Origin of the sequence: Lactobacillus sp. 3B(2020) (assembly GCF_013487845.1) — a bacterium.
Classification (GTDB): Bacteria; Bacillota; Bacilli; order Lactobacillales; family Lactobacillaceae; genus Limosilactobacillus; species Limosilactobacillus alvi.
Genome location: NZ_CP047410.1, coordinates 1,564,705 through 1,583,330, shown reverse-complemented (window position 1 = coordinate 1,583,330; position 18,626 = coordinate 1,564,705). Strand labels below are relative to the sequence as shown.

At 44.1% G+C, this 18,626-nt stretch carries 22 protein-coding genes; all 22 read right to left on the bottom strand.

The window, feature by feature from the left end:
- Positions 1-2 precede the first annotated feature (2 nt).
- A complete protein-coding gene (locus tag GTO83_RS07970; RefSeq protein WP_066024073.1) occupies positions 3-410 on the bottom strand; it encodes a holin family protein in 408 nt (135 codons plus the stop codon).
- A 4-nt stretch (positions 411-414) separates the two neighbouring features.
- On the bottom strand, positions 415-804 hold the full coding sequence (locus GTO83_RS07965; protein WP_066024072.1) for a phage head closure protein: 390 nt from the start codon (positions 802-804) through the stop codon (positions 415-417).
- Entirely contained in the window at positions 804-1,100 is a 297-nt protein-coding gene (locus GTO83_RS07960; RefSeq protein WP_066024071.1) for a head-tail connector protein, read from the bottom strand. Before GTO83_RS07960 ends, GTO83_RS07965 begins: the two co-directional genes overlap by 1 nt.
- Positions 1,101-1,110: 10 nt before the next feature.
- A complete protein-coding gene (locus tag GTO83_RS07955) occupies positions 1,111-2,301 on the bottom strand; it encodes a phage major capsid protein (protein WP_180870247.1) in 1,191 nt (396 codons plus the stop codon).
- A 19-nt stretch (positions 2,302-2,320) separates the two neighbouring features.
- Positions 2,321-2,995, bottom strand: a complete 675-nt coding sequence (locus tag GTO83_RS07950; RefSeq protein WP_066024069.1) for a head maturation protease, ClpP-related — start codon at positions 2,993-2,995, stop codon at positions 2,321-2,323.
- The gene (locus GTO83_RS07945; protein ID WP_180870245.1) at positions 2,992-4,251 is read right to left on the bottom strand and encodes a phage portal protein; all 1,260 of its coding nucleotides are present in this window, start codon (positions 4,249-4,251) and stop codon (positions 2,992-2,994) included. The genes GTO83_RS07950 and GTO83_RS07945 overlap by 4 nt, the downstream gene beginning before the upstream one ends.
- A complete protein-coding gene (locus GTO83_RS07940) occupies positions 4,248-5,813 on the bottom strand; it encodes a terminase large subunit (protein WP_083213904.1) in 1,566 nt (521 codons plus the stop codon). Before GTO83_RS07940 ends, GTO83_RS07945 begins: the two co-directional genes overlap by 4 nt.
- Positions 5,814-5,914: 101 nt before the next feature.
- Entirely contained in the window at positions 5,915-6,121 is a 207-nt protein-coding gene (locus tag GTO83_RS07935; RefSeq protein ID WP_180870244.1) for a DUF5049 domain-containing protein, read from the bottom strand.
- Positions 6,122-6,141: 20 nt separating this feature from the next.
- Positions 6,142-6,792: a hypothetical protein gene (locus GTO83_RS07930; protein ID WP_066024066.1), complete on the bottom strand. Its 651-nt coding sequence runs from the start codon at positions 6,790-6,792 to the stop codon at positions 6,142-6,144.
- A gap of 62 nt (positions 6,793-6,854) precedes the next feature.
- Positions 6,855-8,096: a site-specific DNA-methyltransferase gene (locus GTO83_RS07925; protein ID WP_180870242.1), complete on the bottom strand. Its 1,242-nt coding sequence runs from the start codon at positions 8,094-8,096 to the stop codon at positions 6,855-6,857.
- Positions 8,096-8,638, bottom strand: a complete 543-nt coding sequence (locus GTO83_RS07920; RefSeq protein WP_180304693.1) for a P27 family phage terminase small subunit — start codon at positions 8,636-8,638, stop codon at positions 8,096-8,098. Before GTO83_RS07920 ends, GTO83_RS07925 begins: the two co-directional genes overlap by 1 nt.
- A 142-nt stretch (positions 8,639-8,780) precedes the next feature.
- The gene (locus GTO83_RS07915; protein ID WP_083213901.1) at positions 8,781-9,158 is read right to left on the bottom strand and encodes an HNH endonuclease; all 378 of its coding nucleotides are present in this window, start codon (positions 9,156-9,158) and stop codon (positions 8,781-8,783) included.
- Positions 9,159-9,300: 142 nt separating this feature from the next.
- Positions 9,301-9,771, bottom strand: a complete 471-nt coding sequence (locus GTO83_RS07910; protein WP_066024063.1) for a restriction endonuclease — start codon at positions 9,769-9,771, stop codon at positions 9,301-9,303.
- Positions 9,768-11,126: a DEAD/DEAH box helicase gene (locus GTO83_RS07905; RefSeq protein WP_180870240.1), complete on the bottom strand. Its 1,359-nt coding sequence runs from the start codon at positions 11,124-11,126 to the stop codon at positions 9,768-9,770. The genes GTO83_RS07910 and GTO83_RS07905 overlap by 4 nt, the downstream gene beginning before the upstream one ends.
- Positions 11,107-11,388 (bottom strand): VRR-NUC domain-containing protein, encoded by a 282-nt coding sequence (locus tag GTO83_RS07900; protein WP_066024061.1) that lies wholly within the window; start codon positions 11,386-11,388, stop codon positions 11,107-11,109. Before GTO83_RS07900 ends, GTO83_RS07905 begins: the two co-directional genes overlap by 20 nt.
- Before the next feature lie 244 nt (positions 11,389-11,632).
- A complete protein-coding gene (locus tag GTO83_RS07895) occupies positions 11,633-13,891 on the bottom strand; it encodes a phage/plasmid primase, P4 family (RefSeq protein ID WP_180870238.1) in 2,259 nt (752 codons plus the stop codon).
- Positions 13,888-14,316, bottom strand: coding sequence for a hypothetical protein (locus GTO83_RS07890; protein ID WP_180870236.1), 429 nt, complete (start codon positions 14,314-14,316; stop codon positions 13,888-13,890). The genes GTO83_RS07895 and GTO83_RS07890 overlap by 4 nt, the downstream gene beginning before the upstream one ends.
- A gap of 100 nt (positions 14,317-14,416) precedes the next feature.
- Complete coding sequence (locus GTO83_RS07885) at positions 14,417-16,351, bottom strand: DNA polymerase (protein ID WP_180870235.1); 1,935 nt, start codon at positions 16,349-16,351, stop codon at positions 14,417-14,419.
- Between the two features lie 54 nt (positions 16,352-16,405).
- Positions 16,406-16,990 (bottom strand): DUF2815 family protein, encoded by a 585-nt coding sequence (locus GTO83_RS07880; RefSeq protein ID WP_219634244.1) that lies wholly within the window; start codon positions 16,988-16,990, stop codon positions 16,406-16,408.
- Complete coding sequence (locus GTO83_RS07875) at positions 16,971-18,110, bottom strand: DUF2800 domain-containing protein (RefSeq protein WP_180870232.1); 1,140 nt, start codon at positions 18,108-18,110, stop codon at positions 16,971-16,973. Before GTO83_RS07875 ends, GTO83_RS07880 begins: the two co-directional genes overlap by 20 nt.
- A complete protein-coding gene (locus tag GTO83_RS07870) occupies positions 18,110-18,418 on the bottom strand; it encodes a hypothetical protein (protein ID WP_180870230.1) in 309 nt (102 codons plus the stop codon). The genes GTO83_RS07875 and GTO83_RS07870 overlap by 1 nt, the downstream gene beginning before the upstream one ends.
- Positions 18,405-18,605, bottom strand: coding sequence for a hypothetical protein (locus tag GTO83_RS07865; protein WP_180870229.1), 201 nt, complete (start codon positions 18,603-18,605; stop codon positions 18,405-18,407). The genes GTO83_RS07870 and GTO83_RS07865 overlap by 14 nt, the downstream gene beginning before the upstream one ends.
- Positions 18,606-18,626 lie beyond the last annotated feature (21 nt).

Below are 18,626 nucleotides of genomic sequence, written 5' to 3'. Positions count from 1 at the left end.
CATCAATCCTTTTTATCCTTGTTGTTTTGGAGTTGTTCTAAGACATCTTTGAGTTGTTTGGGAAAGGGGAGTCCTAAGCGTCCAGCATTTTCTAAAAGGGAAATTCCTTCGTTGGAAATGTAGAAACAGATGGTGGCGGTTCGCAGTGGGGTGCCGTGCTTGAGTAAGTGCATATCGATGATATTTGCGAGACCAACCAAGATGAAAATAAGGACTTTCCGGTTTACGCCACGTAGGCCCACTTCACTGGAAAGCTTACGTTCACTAATCGCATATAGAATTCCCGTTATATAATCAGCAATTACAAAGGTAAGGAGAGCATACAGTAAGTCGTCCAAACCTCCGAGAAACCAGCCGATAAAGCCACCTAGGACTGCCCAATACATACTAATAATTTTCGTTTTGATCATATTGTCACTTCTTTTTTAAATCGTCTGGTGGAGTGGTTGAAGTTTCCATTGCTACCTTGCACTGTAGGTAGCGGTGCCGGTACTTCACATCATCTATGAACTTGATGTTGTACCAGTGGCCATTAAACCAAATTTCGGTTGATTCTTTAACGCCTTCGATATAGCGGAAGGTCATGGAGACTTCTCTTTCAACTTTAACCATTGCGGCGGTGTAGTACTCTGTCCCGTGAAGGTTTGATACATAAGCCCAAACTTCCGCTAATAAAACAGCCTTAGTCATTGGTTGGTAGGTATTGGGATTACGTCCGTAGGTAACTTTGTTATAGAGTCGGATGCGGTCGCGCATCTCACCAATATTTACAAGCTTTGAGTTATCTTCACCAGCTTTTTCCATCAAAAAGCCTCCTTCCGATAAGGTGTTAAAATTGCCCGTAAAAATTTGATCATGGCATCAAAATCAGCAGTTTCCCGGTATTCATATAGGTAAGCCACAGTATAAAAAATAGCGGTGCGAATATCATCGGGGACCACATCGTAGTCGCTAATTGGATGCCGCAGAATATTTTCAATCGTGGAAACTGCGGCTGCAATGAAATGGGTAATTAAATCATCCTCAGTGGTGCCATCAACCCGGAGGTAGGTTTTAATTTCTGCTAAGGTGGGTGTTTTGGTATTTGCTTCATCTCCCATTTACTCACTCCTATTTACCAGCGCCCATCTTCAAAGTTGTTAAAGCTTCAGGAAGAATGGTCTTGGCATCGACACGTTGGGAACCTAAGAAGCCAACTTGACCATTTACGGCGTACAATTCGTTGAGTCGTTTGAAGGTCCGTCCTTGGCGATCAGCAATCCAGTAGTAGGAAAAGTCACCAAATAGGACGGCTTTGTTACCGGTGGTCAAGTTAGGCATATATTGGCTTGTGTAAACTGGACAATTCAGAATCATATCTGGCGTTCCGGCTTGGATAGAAGGTTGCCAGATGTATTGATCGTTCTTGTCCTTTAACTTACGAATAGCCTTAACTGTGTCATCGTTCATCAAAAAGACAGCATTTTTACGGTAGGGTTCTTTAAGTGAGTAATAAAGGTCGATTAATTCATCAAAGGTAATTACCGTTGCCGAAGCGGTGGTAATGCCATCTTTGGCACCGTTAGTATCGTTAAGGATCCCAGTTGGGCGTCCTGTACCATTACCGGTTAAGAAGGCTTCTTCTTCAGCATCGCCCAAACGACGGGCAAACTCAGAAGAAATGTAGTTAGTTAAATCAAAAGCTGAGTCGTTCAGTAATTCTTCAGAAACTTTGATTAAAGTTCCCAGCTTGTGCGCACCAAGGGTTACTTGGCTGAAAGTAGCATTACTTTCGGTGTAGGCTGCTTCTTCGTCTAACCAAGCAGCGGTTCCTTCACTAGCAACAACTGGAATCTTATGGTCACCGCTGGAAGTTTGGATGACGTGGGAAATAGAGCGGAGGACATTTTCTTGGTGGAGTTTTTGAACGAGTTGCTTTTCAAATTCATCAGGAACTAAGTAACCCCCGTCTGCATCTGAACCTTCCTTTAAAGCATTCATGACATTGGCGGAGATATTTCCTCGCATCATGTTCCAGAATGATTGGTTGTATTGGTCTTTAGTGTTTGGTACTTTTCCAAGAGTTGGGGTATTAACAATGGCATTAGTGGTAGGTTGGTTGAGTTCGTTGTCGATGGTTACTTGTTTGGTAAGACGATCGATTTCCTTACCGAGAGCAACCACTTCTTTTTCCATTCGTTCGTATTGGGCATTATCTTCAGCCGATAAAATGTCTGACTTAGTTTGTTTTTCATCCAGAAAATCCTTCGCTTGTTTCCAAACTTTAGCCCGTTTTTCTTGTAATTCGATAATTTTGTTCATAGGTTTGTCCTCCTGAAATTTAGTGTTCTAATAAAGAAAGCCGCCTTTGCAGCGACTTTACAGAGATATTCGATTTTGTTTTGGGTTTAAGCTTATTGAGTAAAACTAGATCAGCCTGATGGTCTGAGTAGGTGTAACAATTAGTTGGTGGTTCATCAGGATTACCGAGCATTTCATCGGCAAATCCTAGTTGAATTGCCTTGTTGACGTTCATCCAGGTTTGATCATCCATCATTGCCGAGATTTTTTCACGTGGCAGACCGGTTTTAAGTTCATAGGCATTGATGATGCTTTCCTTAGTTTCATTGAGCAGTTGGATTGCTTTTTGCATATCACCAGCTTCACCCTTGGCTAGCGTAAGGGGATTATGAATCATTAACATCGCAGTCGGGGCCATTGAGACCGTTGTTCCAGCCATAGCAATTACCGAAGCTGCCGAAGCCGCAACGCCATCAATCTTGACGTTCACATCATCTCTATAGTTCATCAACATGGTGTAGATTTGACTAGTAGCAATGCAGTCACCGCCAGGCGAATTGATCCATAGTTCAATTGGCCCCTCACTTTCGTTGAGTTCATCTTGAAAGAGTTGGGGAGTGATTTCATCGTCTAACCAGCTTTCTTGGGCAATCGTACCGTTAATGGTTAATACCCGTTGGTTAGTCGGACCACTCCAGTTCCAAAAATGTTTCATTGGTTTGTTTCCTCGCTTTCATTTTTCTTGTCATAGAAACCGCCTGCTCTATCTAAGGGCAGCATGTTCCCGTTAACTAAGTACATGTCGCCACCTTGTTCACTAGAAATTTTGTTCAAATCCTCAAGCTCTCGGATGTCGTTGGCAGAAAGCCAGCCGTTTTGACGTCCAATCGCATAACCGTTCATGCGACTTTCATAATCGCCCCGTAAAAGCCCATCAACGTTGAATTTAACGAAGACCTTACCTTGTTCTTTAGGCGAGAGTAGTTGTTGATTCATGGCTTGTTCCCAACGGACGCACCAAGGATTTAAGGTGTATTCAACAAATTCTAGCGATTGCTGTTCAATGTTTGAAAAGGTAGACCGGTCTAAGTCTCCGATTAGGTGGGGTGGGATTCGAAAAATACGGGCAATTTCATCAATTTGAAACTTCCGGGTGTCCAAGAATTGGGCTTGATCAGGCGGAATCGACAGTTGCTGGAAGGTCATGCCTTCTTCAAGGACAGCAATGTTATGCTGGTTGCTTCCTTGAAATTGGGCATTCCAACTTTTACGTAATCGTTCCGGATCCTTGACCACATTTGGATGCTGCAAGATTCCGCTTGGGGTGGCATCGTTTTTAAAGAAAGTTTCTCCATATTGTTCGGCGGCCATTGATAAGCCAATTGCGTTTTTAGCCATGGCAATTGGGCTATAGCCAATCAAACCGTCAAAGCCTAGTCCCGAGATATGCAAAACTTCATCTTTTAGGAGAATAATTTGTTTGGCTTGGTTTTTAGCACCATATTCATCAAAGTCCTTTGTGTAGGTATAATACAGTTCACCATTTTGTGCCCGGTTGACGTCCATTTTGTTAGGCATCAACGGGTAGAGACCAGTAATCTCACCGCGTCCGTTGCGGATGATTTGGGCATAGGCATTGCCCCATAAAAGCAAATGGCTCATTAGTGTTTCACGAAAAACAAAACTGGTCATTTCTGGATTAGGGGAGTCATGCAATAAGAAATAGAGGGGATGCTTTAAATCCCTTTGCTTGCTACCTTCATCCCCATAGCGATAAACATGAAGGGGAAGTTGGGCCAAACTTTCTGCTAACACCCTGACGCAGGCATAAACGGCAGTATTTTGCATGGCGGTTCGTTCGGTGACATTTTGCCCGGACAAGGTACCGCCAAACAAAAACGACCAAGTACTGGATAGGGAGTTAGCTGGTGAAGCCTTATTTTTGTTGAATAGTTTGTTAAAGATACTCATAGGAATAATAACCCTCTTTCATCATAAATTGAGTCTTCCGTTTCGCCTTCATTGCGAATGGCCCGGTCAAGCGCCATAATGGTTGCTACCACGCCATCAATCTTTTCAGTTGATTTAGCTTTATCGGGTTTAATGTTGCCCGCCGGGTCGGTGCGGATGTAGATGTTATCCATCATCCAGCGCAAAACAGGGTGGCCACCGTGGGCAATTTTCTTTTCTAAGGTCAACTTCATCAATTCTTTAGTGGTTGGCGACATATCTTTAAATCCCTGGCCGAATGGGACAACTGTAAAGCCCATCCCTTCTAGGTTTTGGACCATTTGCACGGCCCCCCAGCGGTCAAAGGCGATTTCTTGGATATTGTATTTTTTGCCAAGATTATTTATGAATTGTTCAATATAGCCGTAGTGAATGACGTTACCCTCGGTTGTTTCAAGATAACCTTGCTGCTTCCAAATATCGTAGGGAACATGGTCGCGCCGGACACGTAGGTTAACATTATCTTCCGGAATCCAAAAGTGAGGGAGAATAGTGTAGCCTTCTGACTCATCTTCAGGCGGAAAGACTAAAACAAAGGCAGTAATATCAGTTGAAGAAGAAAGGTCTAAACCGCCGTAACAAACTCTGCCTTCAAGCGCTTGTTCATCAACAGGAAAAGCACAGGCATCCCATTTGTCCATTGGCATCCACCGGACTGATTGCTTAACCCACTGATTAAGTCGGAGCTGGCGAAAGGTATTTTCTTCAGCGGGGTTTTCCTTAGCGGAATTGAAAGCCGCCTTGACCTTATCGATTGAAACAGTAATCCCAAGTGAAGGATTGGCTTTCTTCCAAACACTAGGGTCGGTCCAATCATCACTTTCTTTGGAGCCGTAAATAACAGGATAAAAAGTCGGATCATGCTTGCGACCGTTCATAATATCGAGGGCCTTTTGGTGGACTTCATAACAGATCGAGTGGGTATCCGTTCCGGCGGTTGTGATTAAAAAGTAGAGGGGTTGCGTGCGGGCGTCTCCTGATCCTTTTGTCATCACGTCATAGAGTTTACGGTTAGGCTGGGTATGCAGCTCATCAAAAATCACGCCTGAAACGTTAAAGCCATGCTTGGAATAGGCATCGGCAGAAAGGACCTGATAGAAACTATTGGTTGGCTGATAGATAATCCGCTTTTGGGAAGCTAAGATTTTAACCCGTTTCTTCAAGGCTGGGTTCATTCGGACCATGTCAGCTGCCACATCAAAGACAATCGCGGCTTGTTGCCGGTCGGCCGCACAACCATAAACTTCGGCCCGTTCTTCTCCGTCAGCGCAACAAAGTAAAAGAGAAACGGCTGCGGCCAATTCCGACTTACCTTGTTTCTTAGGAATTTCAATATAGGCGGTGTTAAACTGCCGATAGCCATTAGGTTTTAAGGTGCCAAAGATGTCACGGATAATTTTTTCTTGCCAATCAATTAGTTCAAAGGGCTTGCCCGCCCAAGTTCCTTTGGTATGACAGAGACATTCGATAAAGGACACGGCAAAATCGGCAGCATCTTTGTTATAAGTGGAGTCTTTATCCATATATTTGGTGGGTTGGTAGTTTTCTAACTTGCGCAAATGATAATCACATCCTTTCTACGTAAAAAGGCACCAGTCCCTAAATAGGTCAGTGCCTTTGGTTATTATTCGAAGTTGCCGGTTAAGATGAAGTTAATGTAGTCGGCACGTCTTTCTTCTAAGAAGCACACCAGGTAGTGGCAGTTGTAGTAGTAGGCCAGGCGTTTAACGTTTGGAACATCAAACATATTAACTTCGCCGGTGTTGCGAATTTTATCAATTTCATTTCTGAGTTGGTCGTGTAATGCTAGTTCTCTTTTGATGCGGTCCATTTGATTACCTCCCTTAATATTTAGGCTTCTGTGTCTTTATCATTGTTCTTCTTAGGATCATGGAGGAAGGAGGCATTCCCGGAGAGATTCTTCAAAAGAATACGTCGGTCCGTTTTGTATTCCTTGCCGATAAAGCCGAGTTTTAATAAGAACCCGCGGAAGGAGTATCTTTCATTGCTGTATTCGCGGGGCCGGGAAGTCACTCTTTGCAACTTCATTGACAGTTTTACCAGTTTATCAAGGAAATGAGCGTAGGCTTTAGCTTCTTCCGGGGTGACCTTGCCAAACCAAGGGAAGCTAATTGTTTCATCGGTGATTTCAATCGGCAGGTCGTTAACTCCAAGTGCGTGTTTAATCAAGGTTGCCTTGGCTCTGACCAAGCGTTGAAGGTTGAGCAGGGCTAGTTCAGTAAATTTATTAACCGGGTAAGAAATAACCAGGTCACTTTCAGCTGTGGTTTGTTCAAAGCCCGCATTTTTAAGGGCAGTAATTAAGTCCTCGGGAACCGAGTAGCCACAAATTAGTTCGCCGTTGCGAGTCACCCGATATGGGCCAATTTGATAGGCAAAAGTTGGGGTGCCTTCATATTCAGCGGTCAAACCAGTGAATGCTTCAATTTCTCTAACTAGGGCTTTACGGCCATTACCTTGAACATTGTATTGTAGTAACATTTTAAATTTCCTCCTGTTCTTTGGTTACTACATACATCACTCTAAAGCCCTGTAATAGCAAGTTATTTCGCACTTTCTTTATCAGAAAGATTGAGTTGAGAATAAGGGATAGTTTGGCCGCCACGTTCAACGGTTACACCATCAGAAGTACCGGCTTGTTCCAAATACCGCTTAACAATCACATCGCAGAATTTTGGGTCAAGTTCAATCATGTAGCAAATCCGGTCGGTTTGTTCGCAAGCAATCAAGGTGGATCCTGAACCACCAAACGGATCGAGCACAGTACAATTACTCATGGTTGAATTGGTAATTGGATAGGCCAAGAGTGGAACTGGCTTCATGGTTGGGTGATCAGCATTTTGCTTGGGCCGGTCAAACTCCCAAATCGTTGATTCCTTACGGCCGGTGTACCACTCATGTTTACCTGACTTTTTCCAGCCATAAAGAATAGGCTCGTGTTGCCATTGGTAAGGTGAGCGGCCTAAAACTAGTGATTGCTTTTTCCAAATGCAACAGCCGGATAAATAAAAACCAGCATCTTGAAATGCTTTCCGGAAGTTTAAGCCTTCTGTATCGGCATGGAAAACATAGATGCTGGCATCATCGGCCATTGAATCATACATACAACGAAATGAATCTAGAAGAAACTGGTAAAAGTGATTATCATCTTGGTGGTCGTTTTTAATCTTACCGGCATTGCCCTGATAGTTAACATTATAGGGTGGGTCAGTTAAGACCAGGTTAACTTTATGATTACCGAGCAGTTTTTGGTAAGATTCAGGTTTAGTTGAATCACCGCATAGTAAGGTGTGCTTACCTAGGTGCCAAAGATCGCCTGTTTTACAGAAGGTCGGCTTTTCTAATTCACTGTCGATGTCAAAGTCATCGTCTTTGGCTTCCTCATCAGTTCCGAGTAAGTCGGTAATTTCATTTTCAGCAAAACCGGTTAGTGACACATCAAAGTCGGCAGCTTGCAGGTCAGTGATTAAGAGCCCTAATTTTTTATTATCCCAATCACCACTGATTTTATTAAGGGCAACATTAAGGGCTTTTTCCTTTTCTTCATCAAAGTCAATTACCACGCAGTCGACTTCCTTGATACCGTCTGCTTTAAGCACCTTTAAACGTTGATGGCCGCCGACAACATTACCGGTTCGATTATTCCAAATAATCGGCTCAACGTAACCAAATTCATCAAGCGAACGTTTTAGTTTTTCGTATTCAGGGTCACCGGGTTTTAAGTCCTTCCGAGGATTATATGTGGCAGGAATTAAATCCGTGAGTTTCTTTTTTGCAAATTCCATTAGTTCATTCCTTTCCGGGAGCGCAAGAGGCGTTCCATCACATCATCTTGGGGCGTGTTACCTTGATAAGTTGTCGCATTGTTTTCTTTAACAACCTGAAAGATTTGAAACCAAAGTTGGCTTGATTGCTTCATATAGTCCCGGCTCATTGAGACGTAAGGTGAAGCAATCGCATTCCCAGTTGTCGGGTGACGAGCGAGAAAACCGTATTCTGAAATGCATTCCTCGCATTGAATCCACCGACTAACGCTCATGGCATATTGTTCGATTAACTGGGTATTAACGAGATTTTCACAGCCCCGTTCCATCAACCACTTCCAGGTGTCTTCAAAAATCTCTGCGGCCTCCAGGTCTCTGCCATTTTTTTGTTTTGCTTTTAAATAATCCTTGACTGGTGGCATTTCTCGTCCCTCAATAGGAGTTGGGGTAGGCAAGTCGAGGACCTTACCAGTTTTGCCTTCCGCTAATTTATCGGCTAAGGCTTTAGGTTTTCGACCGGCACCAACCCGCGCGCCACCACGATTAGTTCCGTCCTTAGCCACGGTTAAAAATCATCTCCTTATTACATATATGCTAGCTGTCGGGGTAGGGGGTAATACCCTGTTTGAATTCGATTTTTTGTACGCGAAGGCCCACCCCCGTTCCCTTGGCGCTTGCCAAAAGCGATTTAGACCGCCCCTCCCGTCAGTAATGATAGGTTTGGAGTCGGTGGTGCCAGCGGTCGTCCATTTCAGCTGTGATCCTAGAATGGCATGGCTTGCAAAGTGACATCAGGTTGTCTTGGGCGTTGGTGCCACCTTGGGAGATAGGTAAGACGTGATGAACTTCAGTTGCTTGGGTGTAGCGCCCTGACCGCAGGCACATCTCGCAAAAAGGATGGAGTTGAATGTAGTGGTTGCGTGCCCGTTGCCAGGCGCGACCATAGCTTTTCTTAGTACGATCTGGGCGTTGGTACTTGTCGTAGTTTCTAGCAACCAACTTTGCATGTTCTTCGCAGTAGGTTTGGTGGGTTAACTTGCAACATCCGGGATAGCGACAGGGTTTCTTGGGTGAGTAGGGCATGATAGACCTCCTTTCTGAGTCCATAACAAAAGCCCAGCGGTTAGAAACCACCAGGCTTAGTTAGGAAATTCAATTTGTTTTACTACTCTACACTATCAGTATAGCACTGGGAATTAAGAAGTGTGTTCACGTTTTTACCTTCTTAATGGTGGCTACCATAGAGTAGGAGGGTCAAATGGTCCAGAGCTTTGTTCTTCTTGTTGTAGGCGGTGGTCTTAGCGATGAAGTACTTGTTCATCAAGACTGTAAGGCCGTGGTTGAGTGACTGATTGGGGATGCGGTAACAGGAATCTAGGACAAAGCGTTCCTCGTCGGTGAGCTGCTGCCAAGCGGGTTCAAACCAATCAAAGTAGTCGCGAGCAACTTGGTAGCGTTCGTTGACCTTATCTAGTTTAGTGATGCCAGAGATTAAGCGGGTTTCAGTTGCATTGTCATTACCAGTTCCATTAGGGATGCCACCAAGTTTTGGAGATTGTAGGTGGAGCATCTTTTCTTTAATTTTATGAACTTGGTTTTGATAGTCATTGATGATGAACTGCATGTCATTATAGTCTTTGAGCGCGGCGACAGTAGCTTCACGCTTGTCGAGATAGTTCCACATGATATTAGTCATTGGTTAACCACTCCTTTTAAGTTAGCTTTGACAGCATTGATTAAAGCTGTTTGCGTTTTATCTTTTCGCTTCAAGGCAGCAAGAATATCTTCATCAATCGTGCCTTGGGTGACGATGTGGTGGATGACGACCGGATTAGTTTGTCCTTGACGCCAGAGCCGAGCGTTGGTTTGTTGGTAAAGTTCCAGACTCCAAGTTAAGCCATACCAGATTAGAGTAGAGCCACCAGCTTGTAAATTTAAGCCATGCCCAGCCGATGCGGGATGAATTACACCGATAGTAATCTTTCCTTGGTTCCAGTCGGTAATGTCTTGGTTGCTTTTAACTTCTCGTACTTCAAAGCGTTGCTTGATTTTCTCCAGATCATGTTTGAACCAATAAGCAATCAATACTGGTTTACCGTTGGTAGCTTCAATCAAGTCTTCCAGCGTATCAAGTTTTCGTTCATGAATTACAACCTGATTTTTATCACTGTCATAAACAACTCCGTTAGCCATTTGCGAAAGCTTGTTAGAAAGGGAGGCTGCATTTAAAGCATCGATTTGTTTGTCTTGGGTAGCGACGACTAACTGTTCGCGCAAGGTATTGTAGACGACAGCTTCTTTATCAGAAAGTTGAACTTTGACGGTGTTTAACGTGAGCGGTGGCAACTTTAGGTAATCTTTGGACTTCATAGAGATGGTGATGTCACTAATTTGTTGGTAGATTTGTTGTTCTGCTCCAAGTTTAGGCTTGTAGGTAAAAATCATATGCTGGTTACGTTTGTCGGGGTCAAAGTAGGTAGTGCGATAGTGACTGATGTAGCGCCCTAAACGTTGCCCCATATCAAGGACCCGGAATTCAGCCCAGAGGTCCATCAAGCCATTTGATGATGGGGTTCCAGTTAAACCAACGATTCGTTTTACCCGAGGGCGAACTTTCTTGAGACATTTAAACCGTTGGGACTGATAGGATTTAAAACTAGATAGCTCATCAATGACAATCATATCGTAGCAAAAGGGAAAGCCAGACTCTTCAACTAACCACTTTAAGTTTTCACGATTAATGATGTGGAGATTGGCGTCTTTTTGGAGGGCAGCTAAACGTTGTTGCTTAGTTCCCGTTACTACTGAATAGGTAATCTGTTTTAAGTGGTCCCATTTCTTAATTTCAGCGGGCCAAGTATTTTTAGCCACTCGCAACGGGGCGACGACTAAAACCCGGTTAACTTCAAAACGGTTATAGATGAGGTCGTTGATGGCGGTCAGGGTAATTACGCTCTTACCCAGACCCATATCAAGTAAAATCGCTGCAACAGGGTGGTCAATGATAAAGTTGGTCGCATATTGCTGATATTCATGAGGATTGTATTTCATCCAGGATTCCTCCAATTTGATTTAAGTTGTCACAGCAATAGACTAGAAAACCTAGTTGCTGGAGTTGGTTGATTCGGTTGATTTGTAAAGGGCGGGGATGCTTGCCGGGTGCTTTCATCTCAACAAAGGCCAAGTGACCACCGGGTAAAAGGACAAGCCGGTCAGGAACACCGGCCATTGAAGGTGAGACAAACTTCAAGCATAGTCCGCCCCGTTTTTTACATGCTTTCACAAAGGAAGCTTCAATTTTGTTTTCACGCATACTTTTCTCCAAGTTAGGGAGGTGACATTAGGGCGACTGCCAGTAGTGATTATCACATCAAGGATTTAGCGGTGTTTATGACACCCCTGTCAGCCGTTTATCTATCCTTCCCTATACTATTTTTTTACTTTTTTCTCTTTATATACTTATTAGTAAAGAGGTGACAGAGGTGTCATAGAAAAGAAGAATGACCGTTGTTATCGGCTTTTTCACGTCTGATGAATGACACCTCAATGACGCCTCCTTAGGCTAGAAAATCAAAATCAGTGTTTTTCAAACGGACGCCAGTGATGAATCGTCCGTTGGTAGACCGCTTCCGCCCAAAGCCAGCAAACTTTAAGGCAGTATAAAAGTCGGCACTATTTCGGATGTATTCACCTTGACGTTGGCAATAAAGGCGGTATTCGTTGTAAAACTCACCCGATTTTTCAGAATAGTTTGGGTCAATTTCGCAACATTCTTCAAGAAAGTTTCCGAGCCAGTCATTTTCTGCGTGGTAAGCTTTAATGGCATCTTTGACGACTGGAGGTACGGTAGGTTGGAAGTTGGCGGCAATAATCTTTTGGGCGCCTTCGATGATCCATTGCATGACTGCTTCCCCGGCATTTTTGGTTAAGTAGTCGGTGTAGTTTTTGATATCACTTTTACCAGCAATTTTGGCCTTAAAGGGGATGACAATCAGCCGGCGCCAGATACCATCGTCGTTGCCCCCAACCTTAGGTAGGTAATTGGTATAAAGGACCAGAGTGTGGCTGGGGACAAAGGAGAAAGGTTTCATATATTTCTTTTCTGCGTAGATTTCATCGGTTGAGCAGAGCTGTTTAATGGTTGAGGTGTTGAGCCGTTTACCTTCTTCTAGTTCGGCTGAAATGATGAGTCGCTTACCCTTAACTTCAGCCATTTCGGGTTTGATATTACGGCGAACGCCAACGGTCAAGGCATCTGCGGACAGGTGGCCGGTATAAGAACCCATAACGTTAGCGATAGTATTCCAGAAGGTGGACTTCCCGTTACGCCCATCTCCATAAGCGATAATCAGGGCTTCTAAGAAAACTTGTCCGATTGCCACTAGACCAACTATTTCTTGGACATAATCAATCAATGCTTGGTCATTACAAAAGAATGTTTGCAAGGCCTCTTGCCAAGGGTCGGCTCCTTTGTTACTTGGGGAGAAGTCGGTCATCTTAGTAATCAGTTCTGAGGATTTGATGTCTTGTTTACCGGTGAGACCTTTTTTCAAGTTGTAGGGTCCAGCCGGGGTATTGAGTAGGAAAGGATCGGCGTCAAAGTCATTAATCTCACGGACAAGTTTAGGGCGCGAGTTACTCAAACAGCCGGCGATACCGCGCACGCTGCGTTCCTTAATCACAAAGTCACGAAATTGCTTAGCTGCTTCGTATTCTTCGTAGCTTTTGATCTGTTCCTCGCTAAAGGCTTGGTAAGCTTTGGCTTTACTCATGACCTTTAACATTTGGGCGACACCATTCTTTTTGATTTGGGTAGCTGCAGTGGCAACCAAACTATCCGCATAGGCCAGTTGTTTATCGGTGAAGCGTTGGACTTCGCCTAGGGCTAGGGCTTCCGATTCTTGCCAAACTTTACCATCAAACCACATGAAACCAGTTTGGTTGGTGTAAGTTACCCGATCCTGGCAGTAATTAGCAAAAGCATAGGTTTGACCAGTATCGGAGTAATCAGCTGGTTTGAGTTTTTCATCTTGTTGTCCGTATTGGGATGGTGGGATATAGCCGGGTTGCTTGGCTATGCGTGTCCCAAACTTAATGGCGCTTTGCCAAATGGTGCTAAGTTCCTGGTCAGCTAAAGGCGGATCACATTTAGCGACTTTATCCATAAAAGCCTGGTAAGCTTCATCAGTATTTCCAAGTCGCATAATGACCCGTCCGGCGAAATGGGAAAGGGTTGAGTTTCGGTTACCTTGGCTGATTGTAGTAGCGTGGTTAGCTTGACTAAAGAAGCGCTGGCTCATGATAAATTGGTCGACAGTTTCATTTTCTTCAACCCAGACAATTTCTTGGTTCGTTACGCCAAAAACAAAACGGGCAGCGTCTAAAGCATTCCCGTCAAAGTAAGGGAAGAAGTTTTGAATTTCGTGTTTAAGTTCAGCATAAGTTTGAGCATTAGTCATTTCCTTAATCGGAAAGTAAACATGAAATTTTGGTCGGGGTTCTTTACCATGCTTGGCTTTCATATGATTACGACTAAAGGTAATTGCATGAGCAACACCATCAAAGTACTTTTGAATATCTTCGGGCTTTATCCAAGCAGTAGTGTCATCGGAGTGGTCGTTGTCACAATCCATGACGAGACAGTCAGCTTTGATAAAGTTAGCAATGTTACGCTTATGATTTTTAAATTCAGCACAGGTATTATCGGTTTTAATGGCAGTTAGTAGATCCTGCCTTGATGAAATTACGACTTGATTTGGGTAGAGGGTGTTGGCTTGGTTACCAGCAGTGTTAGCGGTAAATAGAGTGAACTTCATTTAATAACCTCCAAAGATTCAGTAAAGTAGCGGACGGGTTGATCTTTCTTTTGGGCTTTTTTGATTTCCCATTTCATATCGCCAGTTAACTTACCAAAGGCCCAGATTTCAGAGCACTTGCGCATCCAGACAATATCCATAAAAACGGCGGCGTTTAGCTCGTTATAATTGCGTAAGTTGAGGAAACGGGGCAGGTAAAGTTGCGGGCAAATGGGGATGCCACCACATTCATAAACAAAGCGACAGTAGTTTTCAACTTGTCGGATGACCTTGCGATTGTTCATGACAACGGCAGTATAAGGAGCACAGATGTAAATTATCGGACGATAATTGGGATTAGCTTGGTCTTTTTGCAGATTTGCAATGACTTCCTTAGCGGGTGCTAATAAGTCATGCGGGATTTCAAGCGATAGTTCTGTTTTCATCAAAATCAGATCCTTTCATTTTTAATTGCGAGAACGTAAAAAACCTCCTCACTGTTAGGACAGTCAGGAGGGAAAAATAAAGTACTTTTGAAAAAAATTCCTAATCTTTTTTGTAAAAGTCGGTGACAAAACCAGCGGCATTTAGTTTTAGGTCATTAGCCCAGGTCGGAACCGTGGCCATTAGCTTTTCAATCTTTGAAAGTGAGGTACCTTTAGGGGCTTCAATTACGACTTCATCATGGATGTGCATAACAATCTGATAGCCGGCTTGAGTTAGATTTTGCATGGCATTGGCTAGCAGGTCACGACTGGTGGCTTGAACGATATTTTCTACAAGCTTAGCGCCGTAAGTTTCTAGGCGCTCCCATTTTTTAGTGGCGCCGATTCCTTCATAGGTAATTGATTCATTCCCAAAACGATTAGTTCCAATTTTGGGTTTGACATAGCAAATCCGGCGACCGGATGGCAGGAAGATAAAGAGGCATCCCGACTGGCATTTAAACTTAATGCCATGGGTCTCAGTATCCAATCTTTGTTTGATACAAGTCGTCGCGGCTTTATCAACGTCCCACCAAAACTGGACAATATTAGGACTAGCCTGACGCCACATGTTAACTAGGGGTTGGAGTTCATCTTCTTTAACTCCCATTTTCAGAGCCCCCATTGCTTTTAAGGCACCAACAGAGCCTCCATAACCTAGGGCGAGTTCAGCAATTTTACCTTTTTGGCGCAGGTGGCCATTTATCCCATGTTTAACCACCGGAACATGGAACATTTGGGTAGCCGATTCACAATAAATATCGCCATTCTTGGCAAAGACCTCTTGGCGCCATTGTTCTTTAGCCAGCCAAGCAATTACCCGGGCTTCAACAGCTGAAAAGTCAGCAACATAAAATTGACAGCCCGGTTTAGGAATAAAGGCAGTGCGGATCAGTTGGGATAAGACGTCTGGAACTGAATCGTAAAGTAGATTTAGCGATGCCTGATTATTAGAACGGACGAGATCGCGAGCTTCTTTGAGGTCGGACATAGAATTACGGGGAAGATTTTGAACTTGGACCAAGCGACCTGCCCAACGTCCGGTGCGGTTGGCGCCATAGAATTGTAGTAGTCCATGGGCTCGGCCATCGGAACAAAGCGCCGTTTGCATGGCCGTGTATTTCTTGACACTGGACTTGGAAAGTTGCTGGCGTAGTAACAGGACTTTACGGACGTCACCAGTTGCCGATTGAAGAGCGGAATCAACATCAGCTTTAGACAGTGAGGGAATGTCTAATCCTTGTTCGTGTAGCCAAGCCTTTAGTTGGGTCGGTGAATTAGGATTATCAAGGCCAGTTAGTTTCTGAGCTTCATCTAGGTATTGTTGGCGGAAACTTTGGTCGCAAGCAATTGCATTTTTGACAAGTACCTGGTCTAACATAATTCCGCAGTCATTGATTTCTTGGTCGAGCCAATAATTATGCCATTCTGATTCTTGGACCGGAAAGCGGGCGAGTTTTTGATTAATCTCAACTTCAACCTCAACGTCGCGTTGGTTATATTGCTTGAATTGTTGCCACTTAGCCGGATCGTGATAGGGCAAATTTCGCGTTCGTTGATGGTTAGCTTGCGTTGGTTTACAGGGAGTGCAGAAGTAGCGGACGAGATCTTTACCAGCTTCAAGTTTTTGCTTTTCCAAGCCTAGGACAGCTCCGACGCCTTTTAGCGAAAGGGGCAGCCCCAAAGTAGCAGCCCAGACCATAGAACAGTGCCAACCTTTTGGCTTTAGTCGTTTCCCAAGAAAGGAGGACAAGCAAACCCGTTCAAACTGGGCATTAAAGGCTGACTTGATGATTTCGGGCTTGGACAAGGCAGCGATAATTTCTTGGGGGATAGTTTCACCCTGGGTAAGGTCGACCACCTTAACCGGACCTTCATCGATGGCGTAGGAAAACAGGAGAAGCTGAAAGTCATCGCTAGTGGCGTACCGATAAACGCCAGCTTTTGCTAGACTGACCGATGAGTAGGTTTCAATATCAATGGAGATTAATTGCATAAGTGCTCCTTTCAAAAAACGGGCAGGGTTAAAGAACCCCACCCATTTAAAGTCTTAGGCTAAGAAATCATTATCGTCGTCTAAAGAGGTAAAGTCGTCACTGGCTGAAGACTTACCACCAAAGCGTTCACCATCGCGGACCTTTTGGACATTACCCAATCCGCAAGCTACGCCCCGGTTGCCGTTGACGTTGAAGGCGTAGAAGTTCAAAGATACTCGAGCGTACATGCCACTGTAAATTTCTTCAGGATCAAGAATTGGTTGCAGGTGGCGGTCGACAATTTGGGGCTTGGAAATGGAGTTAGCATTTAAGAAGTAGCTGTCTTGGTAGGCAGCATCATCACGTTCAACATCACCATCGCGTAAAGGCGTTTTGATAGCTTTCATGTTTGGCATCTTGCCACCAAACTTTTCTAAGTTGTTCTTTACAGCGTTTTGGATGGCTGCTTCAATTTGAGCGAGAGTCTTGGTGTCGGACTTGGGGATAATAATACTTGCTGAGTATTTTTCCTTTCCGCCACCAAGCGGAGCAGCCGGTTCCAGTAGGTGGACATAAGAAAGCCGGGTGTTTAAACCAGTAACAACTTTAGTTCCGTTAAAATTAGTATTTACCATAATGCTATACCTCCGTAAATTCATCTTGTGCATTAGTTGTGTCAACCGCTGGTCGCTTGTCGGAATTAGGGACAAGGGTTAGTTTGCCAGCCGGTTTGTAAATGTAGGGTCCCAGTAGTTCATCAAATTTCTTCTTTCCCATAACCTTTTCAAGTTTAGTAATAGGGAGTAGGGACTGCTGGTAAATATCAGTGAATCCATTAGCTTCTGCGACTTGAGCCACCTTAGCCTCATCTTTGTACTTTCTAATCGAACGACCTTCGACGACTTTAAAACCAGCCCATTGTTTACCATGATTGATGGTTAGATCTTGGGCATAGGCTTTAACTTGGTTGGCCCATTTGATTAGTTCATCAACGTTAGCGAGAACTTCTTCAATTTCGTCGTTGCTCATCAAATGGGGAGATTTGAGTTGCAGGTCTTGAAGCTTTTTGTATTGATCATAGCGAACCCGTAAGACCGCATTGCAATTTGAGAACTGCAGCCAAGGACCATACTTGATGACACCTTGACCATTAATGGCCAGTTCTGCTTTTTCTTTAAGTTCGGTCTTGGCCCAGTGAAGTAAGGTATCCGTTTCAAGTGACCAGGTCGATACGTTACCAATCCGAGGCTGAAAGATGGTCATCTTAATTGTGTCGGGGCGGTTGTAAAGCATGGAATAGTTGTTTAATGCTCCCAACGCGTAAAGCTTCATTTGCGGATTGTTTTCCGATGCTACTCGGACACCTTTACCATACTTAAAGTCGATGATGTGCATTAGTCCATCGGCAATGATGATACAGTCACCGGTCCCAAAACCATCAGGAACATATTTTGAAAAGTCTAACCGCTGTTCAATCAAGACAGTTGTTCCGGGATGGTTAAGCTTGGCCTTTTGGAATTCTTCCATTACATAAGAGCAGTAATCGTCAGTGTAAGCTTCCATGTCGTCATTATCAAAATCAGACGCCGGTCGTTTAACCTTTTGTCCCAGGGCCTTACGGAGTTTGTACTCACCTAAGGCATGGGCTGCGGTTCCTTCGGCTGCCATTGGGCTAGCGTCTATGGGAAAGAACTTTTCTAACTGCGGTAGTGGTGGAGCACTCAACCACCGGTGGGCACTAGAAGCTGAAAGAGTCGCATGAACTTGAGGGGATGCCATTATTGACCGACCCCCTGTGCTTCTAAAAAGAGGTCTTCATAATTTTTAGGGTCAACATCAGACAGCTTTTCAGCACCATAAGTCTTGAGTAATTTGCGGATTTCATCTGAGTGACCTTCACTGGCCTTTTTGGCTAATTCTTTACGAACATCTTCAAGCTTGATCTTTGGTTTTGCTGGTAGTTCGAAGTCAGGTTCTTCATTTTGAGCAGATTGTCCTTGTTCTAAGGCGATAACTAGCTCTTCAATCGTGTTGTTCAAGTTTTCTAAGTCATCTTTGAGGTTGACTAGTAGTTTAGTTAGACTCATGGTTAATTTCCTCCTTTAAAGGTTGAATTTGTAGTTGCTTTACGCTGTCATCAGGAGCGATAACCAACAAATGAGCTGGTGTGCCTAACAGCCAACGCAGCAGGCGTTCCCGAATAGTCACGCGTTTTAAGCTGACGGTCCCAGCTTGCGGGCGTTTGGAAACGGAGATGGAAACTTGATGTTCCATTTAAATCATTCCTTTCAAAAT